Annotated in this window: 22 protein-coding genes; 8 read left to right on the forward strand and 14 right to left on the reverse strand. The window is 66.2% G+C overall.

Annotation, left to right across the window (positions count from 1 at the left end):
- Positions 1-36 precede the first annotated feature (36 nt).
- The 4 genes from AC3WMA_RS06245 to AC3WMA_RS06260 form a co-directional block, all read right to left on the reverse strand.
- On the reverse strand, positions 37-1,605 hold the full coding sequence (locus AC3WMA_RS06245) for an ABC transporter substrate-binding protein (RefSeq protein WP_492284499.1): 1,569 nt from the start codon (positions 1,603-1,605) through the stop codon (positions 37-39).
- A 124-nt stretch (positions 1,606-1,729) separates the two neighbouring features.
- On the reverse strand, positions 1,730-2,524 hold the full coding sequence (locus tag AC3WMA_RS06250; protein ID WP_492284500.1) for a bestrophin-like domain: 795 nt from the start codon (positions 2,522-2,524) through the stop codon (positions 1,730-1,732).
- 114 nt (positions 2,525-2,638) lie between these two features.
- Positions 2,639-3,247, reverse strand: a complete 609-nt coding sequence (locus AC3WMA_RS06255) for a helix-turn-helix transcriptional regulator (protein ID WP_492284501.1) — start codon at positions 3,245-3,247, stop codon at positions 2,639-2,641.
- 187 nt (positions 3,248-3,434) lie between these two features.
- Positions 3,435-4,217 carry a GntR family transcriptional regulator gene (locus AC3WMA_RS06260; protein ID WP_492284502.1) on the reverse strand — a complete coding sequence of 261 codons (783 nt, stop codon included), beginning with the start codon at positions 4,215-4,217 and terminating at the stop codon, positions 3,435-3,437.
- Positions 4,218-4,278: 61 nt separating this feature from the next.
- On the opposite strand from AC3WMA_RS06260, the gene AC3WMA_RS06265 reads away from it, so the two are divergent.
- The gene (locus AC3WMA_RS06265) at positions 4,279-5,220 is read left to right on the forward strand and encodes a PfkB family carbohydrate kinase (RefSeq protein WP_492284503.1); all 942 of its coding nucleotides are present in this window, start codon (positions 4,279-4,281) and stop codon (positions 5,218-5,220) included.
- 120 nt (positions 5,221-5,340) lie between these two features.
- Positions 5,341-6,477, forward strand: a complete 1,137-nt coding sequence (locus AC3WMA_RS06270; protein ID WP_492284504.1) for a helix-turn-helix transcriptional regulator — start codon at positions 5,341-5,343, stop codon at positions 6,475-6,477.
- Between the two features lie 152 nt (positions 6,478-6,629).
- Here the strand turns inward: AC3WMA_RS06270 and AC3WMA_RS06275 are convergent, their stop codons facing one another.
- The 3 genes from AC3WMA_RS06275 to pyrF are packed head-to-tail and all read right to left on the reverse strand — an operon-like array spanning position 6,630 to position 7,971.
- The gene (locus AC3WMA_RS06275; protein WP_492284505.1) at positions 6,630-6,938 is read right to left on the reverse strand and encodes a DUF1330 domain-containing protein; all 309 of its coding nucleotides are present in this window, start codon (positions 6,936-6,938) and stop codon (positions 6,630-6,632) included.
- 2 nt (positions 6,939-6,940) lie between these two features.
- Positions 6,941-7,228 carry a DUF1330 domain-containing protein gene (locus AC3WMA_RS06280; protein WP_492284506.1) on the reverse strand — a complete coding sequence of 96 codons (288 nt, stop codon included), beginning with the start codon at positions 7,226-7,228 and terminating at the stop codon, positions 6,941-6,943.
- Between the two features lie 38 nt (positions 7,229-7,266).
- On the reverse strand, positions 7,267-7,971 hold the full coding sequence (pyrF, locus tag AC3WMA_RS06285) for an orotidine-5'-phosphate decarboxylase (RefSeq protein WP_492284507.1): 705 nt from the start codon (positions 7,969-7,971) through the stop codon (positions 7,267-7,269).
- A 44-nt stretch (positions 7,972-8,015) separates the two neighbouring features.
- Between pyrF and AC3WMA_RS06290 the strand changes: the two genes are divergently transcribed.
- The 3 genes from AC3WMA_RS06290 (at position 8,016) to AC3WMA_RS06300 (ending at position 9,574) form a co-directional block, all read left to right on the forward strand.
- On the forward strand, positions 8,016-8,267 hold the full coding sequence (locus AC3WMA_RS06290; RefSeq protein WP_492284508.1) for a hypothetical protein: 252 nt from the start codon (positions 8,016-8,018) through the stop codon (positions 8,265-8,267).
- A gap of 177 nt (positions 8,268-8,444) precedes the next feature.
- On the forward strand, positions 8,445-8,573 hold the full coding sequence (locus AC3WMA_RS06295; RefSeq protein WP_492284509.1) for a hypothetical protein: 129 nt from the start codon (positions 8,445-8,447) through the stop codon (positions 8,571-8,573).
- A 230-nt stretch (positions 8,574-8,803) separates the two neighbouring features.
- Positions 8,804-9,574: a TSUP family transporter gene (locus tag AC3WMA_RS06300; protein ID WP_492284510.1), complete on the forward strand. Its 771-nt coding sequence runs from the start codon at positions 8,804-8,806 to the stop codon at positions 9,572-9,574.
- Positions 9,575-9,586: 12 nt separating this feature from the next.
- Here the strand turns inward: AC3WMA_RS06300 and AC3WMA_RS06305 are convergent, their stop codons facing one another.
- Genes AC3WMA_RS06305 through epmA form a run of 3 tightly spaced genes read right to left on the reverse strand, consistent with a single transcriptional unit; the run spans position 9,587 to position 12,395 of the window.
- Complete coding sequence (locus tag AC3WMA_RS06305; RefSeq protein ID WP_492284511.1) at positions 9,587-10,249, reverse strand: DsbA family oxidoreductase; 663 nt, start codon at positions 10,247-10,249, stop codon at positions 9,587-9,589.
- Between the two features lie 17 nt (positions 10,250-10,266).
- Positions 10,267-11,334 (reverse strand): lysine-2,3-aminomutase-like protein, encoded by a 1,068-nt coding sequence (locus tag AC3WMA_RS06310; protein WP_492284512.1) that lies wholly within the window; start codon positions 11,332-11,334, stop codon positions 10,267-10,269.
- Complete coding sequence (epmA, locus tag AC3WMA_RS06315) at positions 11,331-12,395, reverse strand: EF-P lysine aminoacylase EpmA (RefSeq protein ID WP_492284513.1); 1,065 nt, start codon at positions 12,393-12,395, stop codon at positions 11,331-11,333. Before epmA ends, AC3WMA_RS06310 begins: the two co-directional genes overlap by 4 nt.
- 116 nt (positions 12,396-12,511) lie before the next feature.
- On the opposite strand from epmA, the gene efp reads away from it, so the two are divergent.
- The 3 genes from efp to AC3WMA_RS06330 all read left to right on the forward strand — a co-directional run bounded on the left by efp (position 12,512) and on the right by AC3WMA_RS06330 (position 14,182).
- The gene (gene efp, locus AC3WMA_RS06320) at positions 12,512-13,081 is read left to right on the forward strand and encodes an elongation factor P (RefSeq protein WP_306226669.1); all 570 of its coding nucleotides are present in this window, start codon (positions 12,512-12,514) and stop codon (positions 13,079-13,081) included.
- 91 nt (positions 13,082-13,172) lie between these two features.
- Complete coding sequence (locus AC3WMA_RS06325) at positions 13,173-13,691, forward strand: DUF1993 domain-containing protein (RefSeq protein ID WP_492284514.1); 519 nt, start codon at positions 13,173-13,175, stop codon at positions 13,689-13,691.
- Positions 13,692-13,702: 11 nt separating this feature from the next.
- Positions 13,703-14,182 carry a GNAT family N-acetyltransferase gene (locus AC3WMA_RS06330; protein ID WP_492284515.1) on the forward strand — a complete coding sequence of 160 codons (480 nt, stop codon included), beginning with the start codon at positions 13,703-13,705 and terminating at the stop codon, positions 14,180-14,182.
- A 288-nt stretch (positions 14,183-14,470) separates the two neighbouring features.
- On the opposite strand, the gene AC3WMA_RS06335 is transcribed toward AC3WMA_RS06330, so the two are convergent.
- From AC3WMA_RS06335 to ptsN, 4 genes are all read right to left on the reverse strand, one after another.
- On the reverse strand, positions 14,471-15,124 hold the full coding sequence (locus AC3WMA_RS06335) for an MBL fold metallo-hydrolase (protein WP_492284516.1): 654 nt from the start codon (positions 15,122-15,124) through the stop codon (positions 14,471-14,473).
- A gap of 143 nt (positions 15,125-15,267) precedes the next feature.
- Complete coding sequence (locus AC3WMA_RS06340) at positions 15,268-15,591, reverse strand: hypothetical protein (RefSeq protein WP_492284517.1); 324 nt, start codon at positions 15,589-15,591, stop codon at positions 15,268-15,270.
- Positions 15,588-17,204 carry a fumarate hydratase gene (locus tag AC3WMA_RS06345; RefSeq protein ID WP_492284518.1) on the reverse strand — a complete coding sequence of 539 codons (1,617 nt, stop codon included), beginning with the start codon at positions 17,202-17,204 and terminating at the stop codon, positions 15,588-15,590. Before AC3WMA_RS06345 ends, AC3WMA_RS06340 begins: the two co-directional genes overlap by 4 nt.
- A gap of 131 nt (positions 17,205-17,335) precedes the next feature.
- On the reverse strand, positions 17,336-17,797 hold the full coding sequence (gene ptsN / locus AC3WMA_RS06350; RefSeq protein ID WP_336809999.1) for a PTS IIA-like nitrogen regulatory protein PtsN: 462 nt from the start codon (positions 17,795-17,797) through the stop codon (positions 17,336-17,338).
- Positions 17,798-17,880 lie beyond the last annotated feature (83 nt).

Consider the following 17,880-nt stretch of genomic DNA (forward strand, 5'->3'; position numbering starts at 1 on the left):
CGCGGCGTCCGGGATGACGCCTCTCCGCGAGCTGCCTCACTCTTTCCAGGCGTCGCGGAAGCCGTCGTTCACGCCGACGCCGGTGGTGACGAGGTTCTTGACGTTGCAGCGGTAGATGGTCGGGAAGTCCATCTCCAGCAGCCAGAGCACCGGCAGTTCGTCGGCCAGGACCTTCTGCACCTTGGTGTAGAGGTCCTGGCGTTCCTTGTCGGTCGGCGCGATCGCGGCATCGGCGAAGAGCTTGTCGACCTCCGGATTGGAGTAGCCGCCGACATTGGCGAAGGGATTGCCCTTGGCGATGTTGGAGGAGATGTAGGAGCGCGCCACGCCCATGGCGGGGTCGCCGAGCTGGTAGAGGAAGTTGAAGTTCAGGTCGAAATCCCAGTTCGACGCCTTCTGCGTCCAGCCGGGCACGTCGGTGTTCTCGATCTGCACCTTGACGCCGACATCCTCCAGGTTCTGTTTGATCGCCTCGGACCAGCGGCTCCAGGTCTCGCCATAGGGCAGGTTCAGGAGCTTGATCGTCTCGCCCTTGTAGCCGGACGCCTTGATCAGCTCCTTCGCCTTGGCGGGGTCAAAGGTGTATTTCGGCACGTCACCCGAATAGAACTTGGTCTTGGACGAGATCGGCCCGGTCGGCAGCTTGCCGAGGCCGCCCCAGACCACATCCTTCCCGAATTCGCGATCGATCGCGTACATCAGGCCCTGGCGGAACTGCTTGTTGCCAAGGATGCCGTTGCGCACGTTCGGGGTGAGCCAGGCGTGGGGCGCGAACATCTCCCAGCCCTTGGTCGTCATGCAGGTATTAGGCAGCTTCGACAGCCGCGCGACGTCGTAGACATCGACCGAGCCACCGGTCAGTACATCGACCTTGCCCGTCTCGTAGGCAACGGCGCGGGCGGCTGCATCGGGAATGATCTGCCAGTAGATCTCGTCGAGGTTCGGCTTGCCCTTCAGCCAGTAGTCCTCGTTCTTGACGAGGTGGATATAGGAGCCCTTCTTCCACTCCTTGAGCTTGAAGGGGCCGGTGCCGATCGGCGTATTGTTGGCGGGGTTCGCGCGGTAATCCGTGCCGTCATAGATATGCTTCGGGATCATCGGCGCGGAAGCGACCTCCTGCGTCATGATCATCGGGCCGAAGGGCTGCTTCAGCGTGATCTTGACGGTGAGATCGTCGATCTTCTCGATCTTCTCGACCTGGGCGTTGACGATCGGGCGCCAGCGGGGATGGACGTCGCGCAGGAACTTGTCGAGGGTGAAGACGACATCGTCGGCGGTGAACGGCTTGCCGTCATGCCATTTCACGCCTTCCTGCAGCTTGAAGGTGTAGGTCTTGGCGTCCGGCGAGATCTCCCAGCTCTTGGCGAGCGAGGGCTGCGGTTCGAGCTTCTCGTTATAGCGCAGCAGCGATTCGTAGATGTTGCCGGCGACCATGTTGGTCGGGCCGTTCTGGTTGAGGCCCTGCATCAGCATCGGCGGCTCGGGCTGGACGACGACATGGACCGTCCCGCCCTTCTTCGGCTCCTGGGCCGCCACGCCGCCCAGAACGAAAACCGACGCCGCCAGCGCCAGACTCACCCGCAATCCCGTCATCCCACGCACCATCTGCCTGTTCCCCTGCCTCGTACCGAGATCATATCGTTTGAATCGGGCCTCGTAGGACCGGACCGGCGCCATCGCACCCGATCCCGCGTCTCTTGGCAAGCACCGCGCCAACTGCCCGGATGGATCAGCGGGCCATGCTCGCCAGAGCGCCCCGCATCGAGGCGCTGGAAATACCGAACAGGCCGCCATAATGCGTCTCGAGATCGGTGATCACGAACATCACGGTCGAGATCGAGACGATGCCGATCGCGAGCACGATCGCGGCGAGACGTCGCCGCGGGATCTGCAGGCCGAAGCTCAGGAAGACCAGCATCAGCCAGAAGGTCAGGATATTCGTGAACAGCGGCGAGACGGGGCCGTGCACATCCTCGATCACGGCCCAGCGCCGCTGCTGCACCCGCTGATAGGTCGCCCGGCACTCCGTCGCGAGATTGGCATGGAGCGCGTCGGTCGGCGCCAGACCGTTGATCGCCCGGCCGATGCGCGCGATCAGGGCGCCGAGCGAGGGGTCGGCGCCTTCGCGGGCCATGCCTGTCGTATCGGGGTAGGAGACGCCTTCAGGTTTCGGCTCCTGCGGCCAGGTGCTGGCGACGACGCCGGCCGTGTAACTGCGCAGATCGAGCCGGATCGGATCGGCCTCGGCACCATAGCTGCGCAGGCATTCATCGAGCTGCGCGAGCGCGGCCGCATCGGCGTTGCGGTCGCGATAGGCCTGGTCGAACGTGCCCTTGACGTTGGAGAGCTGCAGGCTGAGCACCAGGGCGGCGAAGGTGACGAGCAGGCTCGTCACCAGCCGGATCGCCTCCAGGGTGCGCTCGGAGAGATGCTCTTCCGACAACCAGCCGCGCAGCTTGATGCCGAAGATGGCGCTGCCGCTCAGCAGCGCGCAGAAGGTGAAGGCTGCCAACGTCTCGGGCATGGTGGCGATCGTTCCGGACGGATGCGGTGCTTGCGCATACCGGTCCAGATGGGCGTGCGATCGCGGGCCCTGTCAACATCTCCGGCGGCGATACGCAGCCTCAGCACCTTCTCTTCAGCGGAGTTCCTCGACATAGGTCGCGACGAAGCGGACGAGCTCGCTCTGCCGGGCCGTGCCGGTCTTGGCGAAGAGACGCTGGAGGTGGGTGCGGGCCGTGGTCGGCGCGATGCCCAGCCGCTTGGCGGCGATGATCGTGTCGAGCCCTTCGACCATCAGGACGAGCATGCGCTCCTCGGTCGGCGTCAGGCCGCAGGCCTCGCTGACCCGGGCGATGTTGCGGTCGATCGCACTTTCCGGATCATCCACCGTCAGGACGAACAGTTCGATGCTCGCCAGATGCACGGCATCGACCGCGACCTGCCGGCCGTTGCGCAGCACCAGCGGCAGCCTCGTCTCGCCAGCCGTGCTGCCATTGCGGCAGCGCTTCAGCCAGACCTGCAATCGCGCCATGAAATCCTTGTCGCAGGCGGTGAAGCGGTCGAGGCCGCCCAGCCCGTCATGGGCGAGCGCCGCCGCACCACGGTTGCCGAAACGCTGGTTCAGGTCGGCATCGATGACGAAAACCGGCCTGGAAGCCTTCCCGAAGGCATCGGAAGCGATGTCATGGCGCGGCGGAAACGGGGTGTAGCTCGTCCTGCAGGCAATCGAGACATGAAGCGACATTGCAATATCCATTCTGCAATCCACGGACCGCCGCGCCACCTCGCCCCGGGACACCCGAGACTTGCCGGATGCGGCTCCGTTCCTCTTGGTCGCGGCAGATCGCGGAGAGGTTCAACCTTCCCTGTTTTTGGACTGCTATTGGATATCTAAACTGGAGACCTGAAGCGACGGCCTCTACCGCAGGATGTCAGGCGGTCAGCGTCAGCTTGTAGGTATAGGTATCGCCGCGGAACAGGCCCTCGACATATTCGAGCATGTCGCCGTCTGCACCATAGCTGCGCCGCTTGATCAGCAGGCAAGGCACGGGAACCGCGAAGCCGAAGATCGCGCATTCCTCGACGGTGGGCGCCGCGGCCTCGATGGTCTGGTCGCAACGCGTCAGCGGCAGGCCGAGCGCGGCGAGGCGGGCATAGACCGAGCCCGAGAGATCGCTCTCGGCCAGGTCGGGCGCACGCTCCAGATTGTACCAGGCGACCTCGCGGGACATCGGGATGCCGTCACCCGAACGGATGCGGACCAGCTTGAGGAAGCGCGCATGCGATGAGTGACCGAAGATCGAGGCGATCAAGCGGTCGGTGACCACAGCGCGCTCGACGATGCGGGAGGACGGCACGCGGCCGAGTTCCTGCATTTCCTCGGTAAAGCCCTTGAGCCGATCCATGCCGGAATGCAGGCGCGGCCCCGAGCCTTGCACGATCGAGCCGAGGCGCCCCTGCGCGCTCAGCAACTTTCGCTCGCGCAAGGCGTTGTAGGACCGCTGAACGGTGGCTCGGCTGATATTGAGGCGTTCGGCGAGCTGGCGCTCGGCCGGAAGTGTCGTGCCCGCCGGCAGGGTGCCGTCGCTGATCAGTTGAGACAGCTGGTCTTCAAGCTGCTGGTAGAGCGGCTTGGCGGTGTCGGTGCGCAGTTCCAGCAGGTCCTGGAAGGGCGGCTTGGCGAGAGGCGTCTTAGGCACTGTCTTGGTTTGCATGAGCGTGTCACAACCCGCGTAGCAGTTCGTGAATGGCAAAATCAAATTCCCGGAGACTGCCGTGACCGGCAAACCCGTCTTTGTGCTCGGAAGCTTCGTCGTCGCCTGCTCGGCGAAGGTCGCCCGCTTCCCGCGCCCCGGGGAAGCACTCGCCGCCGAGACCGTGACGATCGAGCCCGGCGGCAAGGGGCTGAACCAGGCGATCATGGCGCGACGCCTCGGCATGGATGTGGAGGGCCTGCTCGCAGTGGGCGACGACCTCGCCGCCGCCTTCGCCTTGCCGGCGCTCGAACGGGCCGGCCTGCCGCCATCCATGTTGGTCCGGCTCACGGGCAGCACCGGAAGCGGCATCGGCTTCACCGATGCCAGTGGAGAAACCTGCGTCGCCATCGCATCCGGCGCCAATCTCGCCCTCTCGGCCGAGCATGTGCGGCAGCGAGCGAGGGCCATTGCCGGAGCGGCGTTGGTGACGGCCCAGTTCGAGATCGGCGACGCGCCGATCGAGGCGGCTTTCGCCCTGGCCAGACAGGCCAGCGTTCCGACCCTGCTCAATCCCTCGCCCTTCCGGGACATTCCTGAAGCGATGCTGGCGCGGACCTCGATCCTGATCGTCAACGAGAGCGAGGCCGGCAGCCTCGCGCTCTCGCTGGGCGTGGAGCCAGACGGGATGACGCAGCCGCGGCATTTCGCGGCGGAGTTGGTGCGGGAGTTGATGAAACGCGGGCCAGAGCTCGTCGTCGTGACGCGGGGCGCGGCCGGGGCGATCGCTGCTACGGCGGATGGTCAGATCATCGAACAGAAGGGCTTTTCCGTCGAGACCATCGATTCGCTCGGCGCTGGCGACGCCTTTGCCGCAACGCTTGGAGTCCGGCTGGCGACGGGACGTTCTCTGCCCGACGCCCTGCGCGATGCAGCGATCGCCGGAGCCCTGACGACGACCCGACACGGCGTCTTCGACGCTCTCCCGACGCATGCCGCCATCGACGCCATGGCCGGCAGGTGAGGTCAGCCCGGATCGATAAAAAACTTTGGATTGTTTTTGGACTTTTCCCGAGCGCTCCATGCTGCTAGCTTCCGAGAGGCGCGCCACGCGTGCGTCTTCCGTGGCCAGCCGGGATGTCTCATGCCGCGCCTCGATGTCGATACCGTCACGTCCGCGATCGACCAGTTGCTGGCGGGCGCGATGGATGAAGAGCAGATGCAAGCCGCCGCCGAAGCGATGCGGCTGCTGTTCAACGGCTCGAAAGCCTGCTTCGCCGGCTTCGGGCCGAGCCCGGAGGACTGGGCGTCCTATGCAACCAATCCCGATGCCGCGCTGCAGGAACGCTGCTTCGGCGACCTCGCCTCCGACTTCATCGAGATGGGCGACGCATTGCGCGATATCCCCCTCGGCGTGATCTACCGCGACAACGAGGTGTTCGGCGAGGAAGCCCTGCGCAGCACGCGCGTCTGGCAGGAATGGATGCGCCCGCAGGACATGTATGGCGGCATGGCCTGCCGCCTCGCCAAGAACGGCGAGGCCTTCTGGTTCTTCGACATCCAGCGCGGCCGACAGCAGGAAGCCTTCGACGCCGAGGACGTCGCCCTGCTCGAAAAGCTCTATCCGGTGCTCAGGCGCGTCGTCGAACTGCGCCGCCATATCGGCCGGGTGACGATCCAGCGGGACGAGGCGCGCGGTGCGCTCGACCGGGTCGCGATGGGTATCGCGATCCTCGACCAGGATATGCGGATCGCCTACGCCAACGAGGGCGCCGACGAGATATTGTCGGACCCCGACAGCGCGGTCGGGCTGCGGCAGGGGCGGCTCTTCGCGCGCCAGCCGGCCGACCAGCGCCAGCTTCGGCAGCTGGTCGAGGGCGCGCTGCGCAGTGCGCAGGATCCCCTTGCCCCGACACAGGCCAGCATGATCCTGCATGGCGAGGACGGATCTCATTCGCTTTCAGCCTGCGCCATGCCAGCGCCCCCCTCCCCGCAGGCTCATGCGGCCGGCAAGGTGCTGATCGCGCTGCGGCGGCTGGAAACGGCGACCAATCTTGTGGCGTGCGCGCGCCAGCTTTTCGATCTCACCGATGCGGAAGCGAAGTTCGCCTCCGCGCTCGCGAGCGGATCATCCCTGACGGAAGCGGCCGAAGCCCAGGGCGTCCGGATCTCGACCGCACGCACGCACCTGGCGCGCATCTTCCAGAAGACGAACACGCGCCAGCAAAGTCAGCTCGTTTCACTGCTACGCAGCGCGGCGCTCCCCCTGCGCCCACGCTGAGACATCGACATCGGGGCTGGGTCGGGACGCATTCGAGCCTCGCCCGGCTCACGCGCCCGATATCCCCTCCGTCAGGCTACGAAGGGGAGATTACGGGCGCTCCACCGCGCCTTTCGTCATCCAAATGACGGAGAAGGCCCTCGTCCTAAGGCCTATTCGCCCGGCTGCGAGCCGTCATAGCCGCCGATGATCACGAGATCGGACTGGCCGGCGGCGCTGAGATGCTTCACCGCCTCCTGATATTCAGGCGAGGCATAGCAGGCGCGGGCCGTCTCCTCGTCCTTGAACTCGAGGACGACGTTGTGCTTGCGGCCCTCACCGCGAGCGAGCTTGTATTCGCCGCCGCGGACCAGGAACTTCGCCCCGTATTTGGCGAAGGCCACGGCATTGAGCGAACGATACTTGGCGTAGGCCTCGGCGTTCTCGACGTCGACGCGCGCGATCCAGTAGCCCTTGGCCACGGTCAGATCCCTTCGACAGCGACGAGATCGATCTCGCCGGCGCCCTCGCGCAGCTTGCGGGCCTCGGCATATTCCGGGGAGAAGAGATAGGCGCGGGCCGTCTCGAAATCCTTGAACTCGAGCACGACGTTGCGGGCGCGGCCTTCGCCCTCGCCGACCGTCATCTGGCCGCCGCGCACGACCGGCGTGCCGCCATATTGCTTGATCACTTCGGAGGCCTTGGCGGCATAGCTCGCCCATTTGGTCGCGTCGGTGACCTTGGCGCGGCCGATGACATATCCCTTGGGCATGGTGCTATCCGTTGCTTGAATCGAGTCCGGGCGGGAGCTTACGAAGCCGCGACGATCTCGTCCATGACCGCGCCCGCCGCCGCACGCGGGTCTGCCGCGCGGATGATGGGACGCCCAACGACAAGATGGTCGGCGCCGATGCGGATCGCCTCGGCCGGGGTCAGCGTGCGCTTCTGGTCGCCCGCGGCGCTGCCGGAGGGGCGAATGCCGGGCGTGACGATGACCATATCCTTGCCGATGACCTCGCGCACGATCTCGGCCTCGGCGGCCGAGCAGACGATGCCGTCGATCCCGGCGGTGCGGGCCTTCTCGGCGCGCAGGCGCACGAGATCGCGCACGGCGAGGCCGTAGCCGGCATCGCGCAGATCGCCGTCGTCATAGGAGGTCAGCGCGGTGACCGCGAGCAGCTTCAAGGCCGCATCGCCGCGCCCTTCGACCGCGCCGCGCATGGTCTGCGGATAGGCGTGGACCGTGAGGAAGGTGACGCCGAGCTTGGTCAGCGAGTCCACGCCCTCGGTCACCGTGTTGCCGATGTCGTGCAGCTTGAGGTCGAGGAAGACCTTCTTGCCCTCGGCAACGAGCTGTCGCGCGAGATCGAGCCCACCGGCGAAGGCGAGGCGATAGCCGATCTTGTAGAACGAGACACCGTCGCCCAGCGTCGAGACGAGGCGATAGGCATCCCAAACGGTCGGCACGTCGAGGGCGACGATCAGGCGGTCGCGGACATCGTTGATCTTTTGCATCGCGTAATTCCCTGAGTTTCGAGGGAAGGCGCATGATTCGAATGATGATGCAAGGGCGCGCAAGCCGCGCTCTTCACGAGCCCGGCGGCTGGAAGGCCGGTCGATCAGGCGGTCACTCGACCGGCGTGCACTCCATCCGCACACGCTCGCCGGGCTGGCTCGCGGTCTGGCAGACGACGTTGGCTGGCAGCGCCGATGACGGTGCAGCAGCAGCAGGCGCCGGGACGGCCGCAGCAGCAGGCGTCACGGCGGCCGGTATCGGAAGCACGGGCCGTGCCCGCGACGAGGCCAGCTGAGGCACCGGGCGGGCCACCGGCCTGGCCCTGGCCTGAGGCTGCACAACCAGCGGCACAGACTGTTCCTTGACGGGTTCGGCTAACGGAGGAGCACTCTGAACGGCCACAACGACAGGCTGGGGCTGCTCGGGAGACGAGCGCCAGGGCGTCCACGAGCCCAGCCGCGTGAAGGCTTCCATGGTCGGCCGCGTGATCGTCTCCGCGGTCGGCATCGACTGCATGCAGCCGGTCAACGCAAAGCCGAAAAAGCACACGGCTGCGCGGTTCGGGATCGACAGCATCTTCGCCGCTCCTGCTGTGGATTGATCGCGAGCGGGCGGATCGTGCCCGCGCTGCCCCGACCAAGTCAACCTTCGGCCGCATTCGCAGCGGGCAGAACGGCCACCACCATGGCCCGAAGGCAACAGCAGCATGACAATGCCGTGACGATGCGACCTGCGATCCTCCAGCGCACATCAGCTTTGCCGGAAAATGGATTTCAGCCTGCGCGGCAATGCTCTAGGCCTCGCTCCACGCTCTCCCGGAAACAGACCGCAATGTCCCTGGCTGCCCTCGTCGGGTTTCTACTGCTGACCGGCATGGCGGCCTATGTCCAGACGCTGACCGGCTTCGCCTTCGGGCTGATCGCGATGGGCGGCGTCGGGCTGACCGGCCTGCTCTCGCTGCCGGATGCGGCGATGCTCATCAGTGCGCTCACGCTGGTCAATGCGATTCAGATGCTGCTCAAGGGCTGGCGCGATGTCGACTGGCGCAAGTTCGGGCTGGTGATGGTCGCGAGCTGGCCCTTCGTCTTCATCGGCTTCCATCTGCTCGAATGGCTCGCCGCCAGCCGCGCCGATCTACTGCGGCTGGCGCTGGGTTTCGTGATCATCGTCTCCAGTCTGCAACTGGCGCGGAAACCGGAACCGCTCAAGCAGCCATCCGGAGCGCCGAGCTACCTGTTCTTCGGGAGCATCGCGGGATTGATGAGCGGCATGTTCTCCACTGGCGGCCCGCCGCTCGTCTACCATTTCTACCGCCAGCCGATGCCTCTGGTGGTCGTCCGGGAAACGCTGGTCACGATCTTCGCGCTGAACGCGCTGTTCCGCACGGGGCTGGTCATCGCCACCGACCAGATTCCCGCGCCATCGACGCTCTCGGGGCTCTTCGCCATTCCGGCGGTGATGCTGGGCACGCATCTGGCGCGGCGCTACCCGCCGCCGCTCACGCAGGCGGTGATGCGGCAGATCGTGTTCATGCTGCTGTTCCTGTCTGGCGTCTCGCTCGGCGCGCCGGCCGTCGCTCACATGCTGAAAGGCGCGCTCTGAGGCCCCGTCGCCTCAGAACTGCGGTTCCTGCGGGGCCCGCGCGGCGAAAACCTCCTGGAAGACCTGCCCCCAGACATCCGGCGGCTGCGCGCCGGAAACCGCGAGCTTGCTGTCGATGATGAAGAAGGGCACGCCGGTGACGCCGACCTTGCGGGCGTGATCCTCCAGCCCGATCACCGTCTCGCGCAACTCGTCATTGGCGAGTTCGTCGCGGGCGGCCTGCTCGTCGAAGCCCTGCTCGACCGCGATCTGGACCAGCGTCTCGAGATCGCCGATATCGCGCCCGTCCTGCCAATAGGCCTTGAACAGGGCGGCCGTCATGTCGCCGCCGCGCTGCACGGTCGAGGCGGCCGCGACCAGCATATGCGCCATGCGGGTGTTGACGCTCTTCGTGACCTTTGCCCAGTTGAAGGTGACACCGCTCTCCAGCGCCGCTTCCGACAGCCGGACCTCGATCTCCTTGCGCTTGCCGGGACCGAACTTGCCCTCCAGATACTGGTTGCGGTCCATGCCCTCGGCGGGCATTTCCGGATTCAGCTCGTAGGGCAGCCAGGTGATGACGAAGCGCTCGGTCAGGCCATAGCGCTCCAGCGCCGTCTCCAGCCGCGCGCGACCGATGAAGCACCAGGGGCAGGCAATGTCGGAGACGATGGCGAGCGGCAGCTTGTCCTGCATGTCGATATCCTCAGGTCTCAGGCGGGCGGGTAGCGATGCTGCCCGCCGTGACGGTCTTCGGCGACCGCCTCCACGCCCGGCGTCTCGCAGCCGGAGAGGAAGGCGGGGCCGACCGGAATCTTGCCGGCGCCGCCGGGAATGTCGAGGATATAGGTCGGCTGGCACAACCCGGAAAGGTTGCCGCGCAGGCTTTTGACCAGCGCCTGCCCCTCTTCCAGCGTCAAACGGAAATGCGAGGTGCCGGGCGCGAGATCGGGGTGGTGCAGGTAATAGGGCTTGATGCGGTTCTCGACGAAGGCGCGCATCAGGGCGCCCAGCGTCTCGACATCGGCATTGACGCCCTTGAGCAGCACGGACTGGCTCAGCAGGACATGGCCGGCATCGGCGAGCGTCGCGATGGCGGCGCGGGCCTCGTCGGTGAACTCGCGCGGATGGTTGGCGTGGATGGCGATATAGCTCGCCTTGCCGGGAATGCGCAGCGCCTTCGCATAATCGGGCGTGATCCGGCCGGGATCGACGACGGGCACGCGAGTGTGCCAACGCGCGACCTTGATATGCGGGATGCTGGCCAGGCGCTTCGCCACCTCGCGGACGCGGCGGGCGGAGAGGATGAAGGGATCGCCACCGGTCATGATCACCTCCCAGATCTCCGGCCGGGAAGCGAGATAGGCAAGCGCGGCATCGAGCTTCGCGCCGGTCAAGGCATCGCCGCCGGGGCCGACCATCTCGCGCCGGAAGCAGAAGCGGCAATAGACCGGGCAGGCATGGACGAGCTTGAGCAAAGCGCGATCCGGATAGCGATGGACCACGCCCTCGACGGGGGAATGGGCATCGTCGCCGATCGGGTCGGCCAGCTCCTGCGGCAGGGTCACAAGCTCGGCGGCATCAGGGATGAACTGGCGCGCGATCGGATCAGTGGGGTCGGTGGGATCGATCAAATCCGCGACGGCCGGCGTCACCGAGACGGCATAGCGCTCCGCCACCTTTTGCAGTGCCTCGCGGCGCGCGGGCGCAGCAAGACCGGCCTCGACGAGCGCGTCGATGCTGCGCAAAGGCTGGCCACCGGGAGGCTGGTGAACGGTCATGCCCTTCCCCTGCCCGGTTCCGCGACCGGCGTCCAGAGCACATCCTCGATCCGGCGCGCGCCCACGCAGAGCATGACGAGCCGGTCGAAGCCGAGCGCAATGCCGGAAGCGGCCGGCATCAGCGCCAGTGCCGCCAGGAAATCCTCGTCGACAGGATAGCGCTCGCCATAGATGCGCTCCTTCTCGTCCATATCGGCCTCGAAACGGCGGCGCTGCTCGGCCGGATCGGTGAGCTCGCCGAAGGCATTGGCGAGCTCGACGCCGCAGGCATAGAGCTCGAAGCGCTCGGCCACGCGCGGATCGCCCGGCTTCGGCCGGGCCAGCGCGGCCTCGCTGATCGGGTATTCGCAAAGGATCGTGGCACGGCCGCGACCGAGATGCGGTTCGATGCGTTCGGAGAGGATGCGGCTGAAGATGTCGGACCAGGTATCGTCGGCGGCGACACGGATGCCGGCCTCGACCGCATCGGCGGCGAGCCCGCCGCGATCTACGTCGTGATCCGCGGTCACCGTGCGCAGCAGGTCGATGCCGGCATGGCGCCTGAAGGCTTCCTGCAAGGTCAGGCGCTCGGGCTCGGCGAAGGGGTCGGCCTCGATGCCGCGCCAGCGCAGCATGGTGGTGCCGGCGGCATGCGCGGCTTCAGCCAGCAGCGCCGCGCAATCCTGCATCAGCGCCTCATAGTCCTCGCCGGCGCGATACCATTCCAGCATCGTGAATTCGGGATGGTGCAGGGCCGTGCGCTCGCGGTTGCGGAAGACGCGGGCGAAATCGAAGATGCGCGTCTCTCCGGCCGCGAGCAGCTTCTTGGCCGCGAATTCCGGCGAGGTGTGCAGGTAATAGGGATGCGGCTCGGCGGCATTGTCGATCAGCGTCGTGCCGAAGCCGTGCAGGTGCGTCTCGTTCCCGGGCGAGAGTTGAAGGATCGCCGCCTCGACCTCGGTGAAGTCGCGAGCCTCGAACCAGCGCCACAGCGCCGTCTTGATCCGCCCGCGCGCCAGCAGGGCCGGGCGGCGGTCGGCATGAACATCGGGCCGCCAGAACGGCGTCGGGGACGAACTCATCGAAACTCGCATGGAATGCGTCGGAAAGCTTTCGTTTCGCGCGCGAATGCGGTAGTTGCGCGGCGACAGGAATTCGCATAGCGCGCGACAACGCTGCGCACCAGAAGGACATTCACGTGGTCAAGGTCATCGCCTCTTCCGTCCGCAAGGGCAACGTCCTGGATCTGGACGGACATCTCTGCACCGTCATCTCGGCCGAGAGCTTCTTCCCCGGCAAGGGCACCCCGACGACGCAGATCGACATGCGCCGCATCTCCGACGGTACCAAGATGACCCAGCGCTACAAGACGACCGAGCAGGTCGAGCGCGCCTATGTCGAGGACCGCGACTTCACCTATCTCTATCAGGACGGCGAGCAGTACGTCTTCATGAACCCGGAGACCTACGACCAGATCCCGGTCGACAAGGACGTGATCGGCGACGCCGCTCCCTATCTCCAGGAGAACATGAAGGTCTCGCTCTCGGTGTTCGAGGACAAGGCCGTCGCGATCGAACTGCCGCAGCGCGTCACGCTCGAGGTCGTCGAGACCGAGCCGGTGACGAAGGGCCAGACGGCCTCCTCCTCCTACAAGCCGGCGATCCTGTCGAACGGCGTGCGCAGCGCCGTGCCGCCGCATGTCGGCGTCGGCACCCGCGTCGTCGTGATGACGGCCGACGGCTCCTATGTCGAGCGCGCGAAGGATTGATCTGCTGGCGCAGAGCGCCGCGGAAAAATCTCCTCTATAGCTTTCACGCAGCGGGCCCTTTCCGGGCCCGTTGTCGTTTCCGAGGACATTCATGACGCTCTCAGTCAAGGCCGCCGCCCTTTCCGGCTTCGTGCAGACGCTCAAGGCGCTCGACGCCATTCTCGACAAGGCCGTGGACCAGGCCGAGACCCGCAAGATCCAGCCGGAAGTGCTGCTCTCCGCCCGGCTCGCGCCGGACATGCTGGCCTTCACCCGCCAGATCCAGCTCTGCTGCGACTTCGCCAAGAACGCGGTCGCGCGTCTGTCGGGCGGCGAGAACCCGCGCTTCCCCGATGAGGAAAAGAGCTTCCCGGAACTGAAGGAGCGCATCGCCAAGACGCTGGCCTTCATCGCCGCAGCTGACAGCGCCACGCTCGATGCCGGGCTTGGTCGCGAGGTCACCTTCCCGCGCGGCCCGTCGGCGACCGTGACGATGACCGGCGAGGCCTATCTCACCCGCTTCGCCATCCCGAACTTCTATTTCCACGCCACGACGGCCTACGACATCCTGCGCCAGAACGGCTTCCAGATCGGCAAGCAGGACTTCCTGCTCGGCGTCTTCGACGCCTGAGTTCTGAAACCATGAGCGCGACGCCGGCCATCACGATCGAACGCGCCTCTCCCGGCGATGCCGGGGAGATCGCATCGCTCTATCTGGCGTCGCGCGCGGAGGCCCTTCCCTATCTGCGTCGCGTCCATAGCGACGACGAGGTCCGGGGTTGGATCGCGCATGTCAGGCTCGCCACCGGCGAGACCTGGGTCGCGCGGGAGGCCGGGCGCATCCTCGGCTTCCTCAGCCTCGACGGCGAGGACCTCGACCAGCTCTATTTGCTGCCGGGCCAGTTCCGGCGCGGCATCGGCTCATTGCTGCTCGCAAAGGCGAAAGAGCTGAGCCCGCAGCGGCTCCACCTGTTCACCTTCCAGCGGAACGCGGCTGCGCGCGCCTTCTACGAGCGCCACGGCTTCCGACTGATCGATCTCAACGACGGCGAGCGCAACGAAGAGGGCGAGCCGGACGTGCTCTACGAGTGGCGCCGATCTTTTTCAGGCGAGGGCTTGTAATCGGGACGTGCCCTCCCCATCTCAGGCTCACGGCGATGTCGAGAGCGTTCCACAGCTCTCCAGCGCCGTTGAAGACGGCCATGAGCCGAACGTTTGACGCCGGATGTACGCGCACCCGTTCAGGACATGGCCGTTGGTTCATTCCGAGGCCCGTAGCGGACATCCGCTGCGGGTCTTTTCGTTTCCGTCTCAGCCAAGCCGATGCCGGCCGCCCGCGACTTCTTTCGTCGGACGATGTGTTCGATGTCGTGTTCGCCACAAGGGCGAGCATGACGCTTCGGCTTTCTCTCAGCCTTGCAGGAACGGGTTGTTCTGCCGCTCCTCGCCCAGCGTGCTCGCTGGTCCATGGCCGGGCAGGAACTGGACGTCGTCGCCGAGTGGCAGCAGCTTGGTCTTGATCCCGGAGATCAGCGCCTCATGGTCGCCATAGGGAAAATCGGTACGGCCGATCGAGCCGGCGAAGACGGTGTCGCCCGCCAGCAGGAAGCGCAGGTCCTTCTGGAAAAAGGTGACATGGCCCGGCGAATGGCCGGGCACATGCGCAACCGCGAAGGTCAGGTCCCCAAGCGAAACCGTATCGCCCTCGTTCAGCCAGCGTGTCGGCACGACGGCTTTCATGCCATGGATATCGAAGCGCAGGCCCTGCTCCGGCAAGGCGTCGAGCAAGGGCTTGTCGCCTTCATGCGGCCCGATGATCGGGATCGACAGCGCCTGCGCCAGTTCGGTTGCGCCGCCGGCATGGTCGAGATGGCCATGGGTCAGCCAGATCGCGACCGGCGTGACGCCGAGTTCCTTGATCGCGGCCTGCAGGCGCGGGACGTCGCCGCCGGGATCGACGATCGCCGCCTCGTTGGATTTCGGCTCCCAGACGATCGCGCAGTTCTGCTGGAACGGCGTCACCGGCACGACGGCGATCTGGAGCGGTGGCTGCTGGTCGGTCATGGGAGAATCTTTCGGGGCTTGAAATGCCGGTGGCGCGGTGAGGCCGTCATTCTCGGGCGGAGCGAAGCGCAGACCCGAGAATCTCTTTCAGGAGATGCTCGGGTCAAGCCCGAGCATGACGGCGGCAGTCGCTGGGCGCAAACTCACCGCCCGCCGCAGCGATTGGCGATCAGGGCGCGGTAATTCACCAGCTCGGAATCCATCTCCGCGACGTTGCGCGCGCGCTCCGGCCCATCCTGACAGGTGGCGAAGACCGAGCGGGCCTTCTGGAGATAGGCGACATGCTCGCGAAAGATCCGGCACTGCGTGGCCTGGTCGGCGCTCGCCACGCCGGCGAGCCGCGTTTGCTGCTGGCGGAAGCCGGCTTCGTTCTGGAAGAGATCGCGCGAGCAGGTCGCCGGGCGCGGCTGCTGGGCCAGCGCCGGGGCGGCCAGCAGAAGCGCCGCCAAGGTCAGCGCGAGCCTCATCCGAGGTTCAGCTCCTTGAAGAAGTCGTTGCCCTTGTCGTCGATGACGATGAAGGCCGGGAAATCCTCGACCTCGATCCGCCAGACCGCCTCCATGCCGAGCTCCGCATATTCGAGCACCTCGACCTTGCGGATGCAGTCCTGCGTAAGCCGCGCGGCCGGGCCGCCGATCGAGCCGAGATAGAAGCCGCCATGGGCCTTGCAGGCCTCGCGCACCGCCGCCGAGCGGTTGCCCTTGGCCAGCATCACCATCGAGCCGCCGAAGGACTGGAACTGGTCGACGAAGGAATCCATGCGGCCGGCCGTGGTCGGGCCGAAGGAGCCGGACGCGAAGCCCTCCGGCGTCTTGGCCGGGCCGGCGTAATAGACCGGGTGGTTCTTGAAATAGTCCGGCATGCCCTCGCCGCGCTCCAGCCGCTCGCGGATCTTGGCATGGGCGAGGTCGCGCGCGACGACGATCGTGCCGGTCAGCGACAGGCGCGTCTTGACCGGATGCCGCGACAGCGTGGCGAGGATTTCGCTCATCGGCTGGTTGAGATCGATCTTGACGACCGCGCCGCCGAGCTTCGCCTCGTCGACATCCGGGAGGTACTTGGACGGATCGGTCTCCAGCGCCTCGAGGAAAATGCCGTCCTTGGTGATCTTGCCCTTGGCCTGACGGTCGGCCGAGCAGGAGACGCCGAGCCCGATCGGCAATGAGGCGCCATGGCGCGGAAGGCGGATGACGCGGACATCGTGGCAGAAATACTTCCCGCCGAACTGCGCGCCGACGCCGAGCGCCTGCGTCATCTTGTGGACCTCTTCCTCCATCTCGATGTCGCGGAAGGCATGGCCGCTGGGTGAGCCCTTGGTCGGCAGCGCATCGAGATATTTGGTCGAGGCGAGCTTCACCGTCTTCAGGTTCTGCTCGGCCGACGTGCCGCCGATGACGATGGCGAGATGGTAGGGCGGGCAGGCGGCGGTGCCCAGCGTCAGGATTTTCTCCTTCAGGAACGCCATCATGCGGTCCTTGGTGAGAAGCGAGGGCGTCGCCTGGTAGAGGAAGGTCTTGTTGGCCGAGCCACCGCCCTTGCAGACGAAGAGAAATTTGTAGGCATCCTCACCCTCGGCGTAGATGTCGATCTGCGCCGGCAGGTTGGTCGCGGTGTTCTTCTCCTCGAACATCGAGAGCGGCGCGAGCTGCGAATAACGCAGGTTGCGCTTGAAATAGGCGTCCGCCACACCCTCGCCGAGCGCCGCCTCGTCCTCGCCATCGGTCCAGACCTTGCGGCCCTTCTTGCCCATGATGATCGCGGTGCCGGTGTCCTGGCACATCGGCAGCACGCCGCCGGCCGCGATGTTGGCGTTCTTCAGGAGATCATAGGCGACGAACTTGTCGTTCGAGGTCGCCTCGGGATCATCGAGGATCTTGCCGAGCTGGGCGAGATGGCCGGGACGCAGCAGGTGGTTGATATCGATGAAGGCTTGTTCGGAGAGCTGGCGGATCGCCTCGCGCGAAACGCTCAGGACCTCGCGGTCGCCGATCTTCTCGACGCTGACACCCTCGCTGCCGAGCTTGCGATAAGGCGTCGTATCCTCGCCGAGCGGGAAGAGATCGACATGCGTATAGGCCATGACCAGCGGCTCCGAAACAGGGCGCGCCGCGTTCAGGGCATGAGAGACGCGGCGCCGATCTAGCCGGGGTCATAGCCCGTCGGCCGGGATCGTCCAAGCAGTCTTTAATGCGTTTAAGCCGAGAACAGGGCCTAGGCTGCCTGTGCCGCCGATTCGGCGAGGATCGCATAGATCGCCGAGGGATCGCGGACCTTGCGGACCTGTTCCAGAACGGACTGGTTGCGCAACACGCGCGCGACACGGGCGAGCGCCTTGAGATGGTCGGCGCCAGCGCCCTCGGGCGCAATCAGGACGAAGATGATGTCGACGGGCTGGCCATCGAGCGCGTCGAAATCGATCGGCTTCTCGGTGCGGGCGAAGAGCCCGACGAGGCGGTCGATGCCGGGCATCCGGCCGTGCGGGATGGCGATACCCTCGCCGATGCCGGTCGAGCCGAGGCGCTCACGCTGGAGCAGCGCTTCGAACAGCTCCCGGTCCGGCAGGCCCGTCAGCGTGGCGGCATGCTGGGCAAGCTCCTGCAGAGCCTGCTTCTTGCCGTTGGCCCGCAGCGGCGAGATCACCGCGGCGGGGCTCAGAAGATCGGTCAGCGTCATTCGCCCGTCCATGCATGTCCCGTGCCGGCCGAAATGCGTCGGCACGGGTCAGGTTCGACGGCCGGAGCGGATCGCCCGCCGGC

The sequence above is a fragment of the Allobosea sp. FW305-C-101 genome (assembly GCF_058783685.1).

Excerpts from the sequence above, each read along its gene's own strand:
- AC3WMA_RS06260 (WP_492284502.1), bottom strand. The coding sequence starts at position 4,217 with ATGCAAACCAAGACAGTGCCTAAGACGCCTCTCGCCAAGCCGCCCTTC.
- AC3WMA_RS06325 (WP_492284514.1), top strand. The coding sequence starts at position 13,173 with ATGACGCTCTCAGTCAAGGCCGCCGCCCTTTCCGGCTTCGTGCAGACG.
- AC3WMA_RS06340 (WP_492284517.1), bottom strand. The coding sequence starts at position 15,591 with ATGAGGCTCGCGCTGACCTTGGCGGCGCTTCTGCTGGCCGCCCCGGCG.
- AC3WMA_RS06295 (WP_492284509.1), top strand. The coding sequence starts at position 8,445 with ATGGTCGGCCGCGTGATCGTCTCCGCGGTCGGCATCGACTGCATGCAG.
- AC3WMA_RS06330 (WP_492284515.1), top strand. The coding sequence starts at position 13,703 with ATGAGCGCGACGCCGGCCATCACGATCGAACGCGCCTCTCCCGGCGAT.
- AC3WMA_RS06270 (WP_492284504.1), top strand. The coding sequence starts at position 5,341 with ATGCCGCGCCTCGATGTCGATACCGTCACGTCCGCGATCGACCAGTTG.
- AC3WMA_RS06255 (WP_492284501.1), bottom strand. The coding sequence starts at position 3,247 with ATGTCGCTTCATGTCTCGATTGCCTGCAGGACGAGCTACACCCCGTTT.
- epmA (WP_492284513.1), bottom strand. The coding sequence starts at position 12,395 with ATGAGTTCGTCCCCGACGCCGTTCTGGCGGCCCGATGTTCATGCCGAC.
- AC3WMA_RS06335 (WP_492284516.1), bottom strand. The coding sequence starts at position 15,124 with ATGACCGACCAGCAGCCACCGCTCCAGATCGCCGTCGTGCCGGTGACG.
- AC3WMA_RS06310 (WP_492284512.1), bottom strand. The coding sequence starts at position 11,334 with ATGACCGTTCACCAGCCTCCCGGTGGCCAGCCTTTGCGCAGCATCGAC.
- AC3WMA_RS06290 (WP_492284508.1), top strand. The coding sequence starts at position 8,016 with ATGATGCAAGGGCGCGCAAGCCGCGCTCTTCACGAGCCCGGCGGCTGG.
- pyrF (WP_492284507.1), bottom strand. The coding sequence starts at position 7,971 with ATGCAAAAGATCAACGATGTCCGCGACCGCCTGATCGTCGCCCTCGAC.
- AC3WMA_RS06280 (WP_492284506.1), bottom strand. The coding sequence starts at position 7,228 with ATGCCCAAGGGATATGTCATCGGCCGCGCCAAGGTCACCGACGCGACC.
- AC3WMA_RS06305 (WP_492284511.1), bottom strand. The coding sequence starts at position 10,249 with ATGCAGGACAAGCTGCCGCTCGCCATCGTCTCCGACATTGCCTGCCCC.
- AC3WMA_RS06245 (WP_492284499.1), bottom strand. The coding sequence starts at position 1,605 with ATGGTGCGTGGGATGACGGGATTGCGGGTGAGTCTGGCGCTGGCGGCG.
- ptsN (WP_336809999.1), bottom strand. The coding sequence starts at position 17,797 with ATGACGCTGACCGATCTTCTGAGCCCCGCCGCGGTGATCTCGCCGCTG.
- AC3WMA_RS06250 (WP_492284500.1), bottom strand. The coding sequence starts at position 2,524 with ATGCCCGAGACGTTGGCAGCCTTCACCTTCTGCGCGCTGCTGAGCGGC.
- AC3WMA_RS06300 (WP_492284510.1), top strand. The coding sequence starts at position 8,804 with ATGTCCCTGGCTGCCCTCGTCGGGTTTCTACTGCTGACCGGCATGGCG.
- AC3WMA_RS06345 (WP_492284518.1), bottom strand. The coding sequence starts at position 17,204 with ATGGCCTATACGCATGTCGATCTCTTCCCGCTCGGCGAGGATACGACG.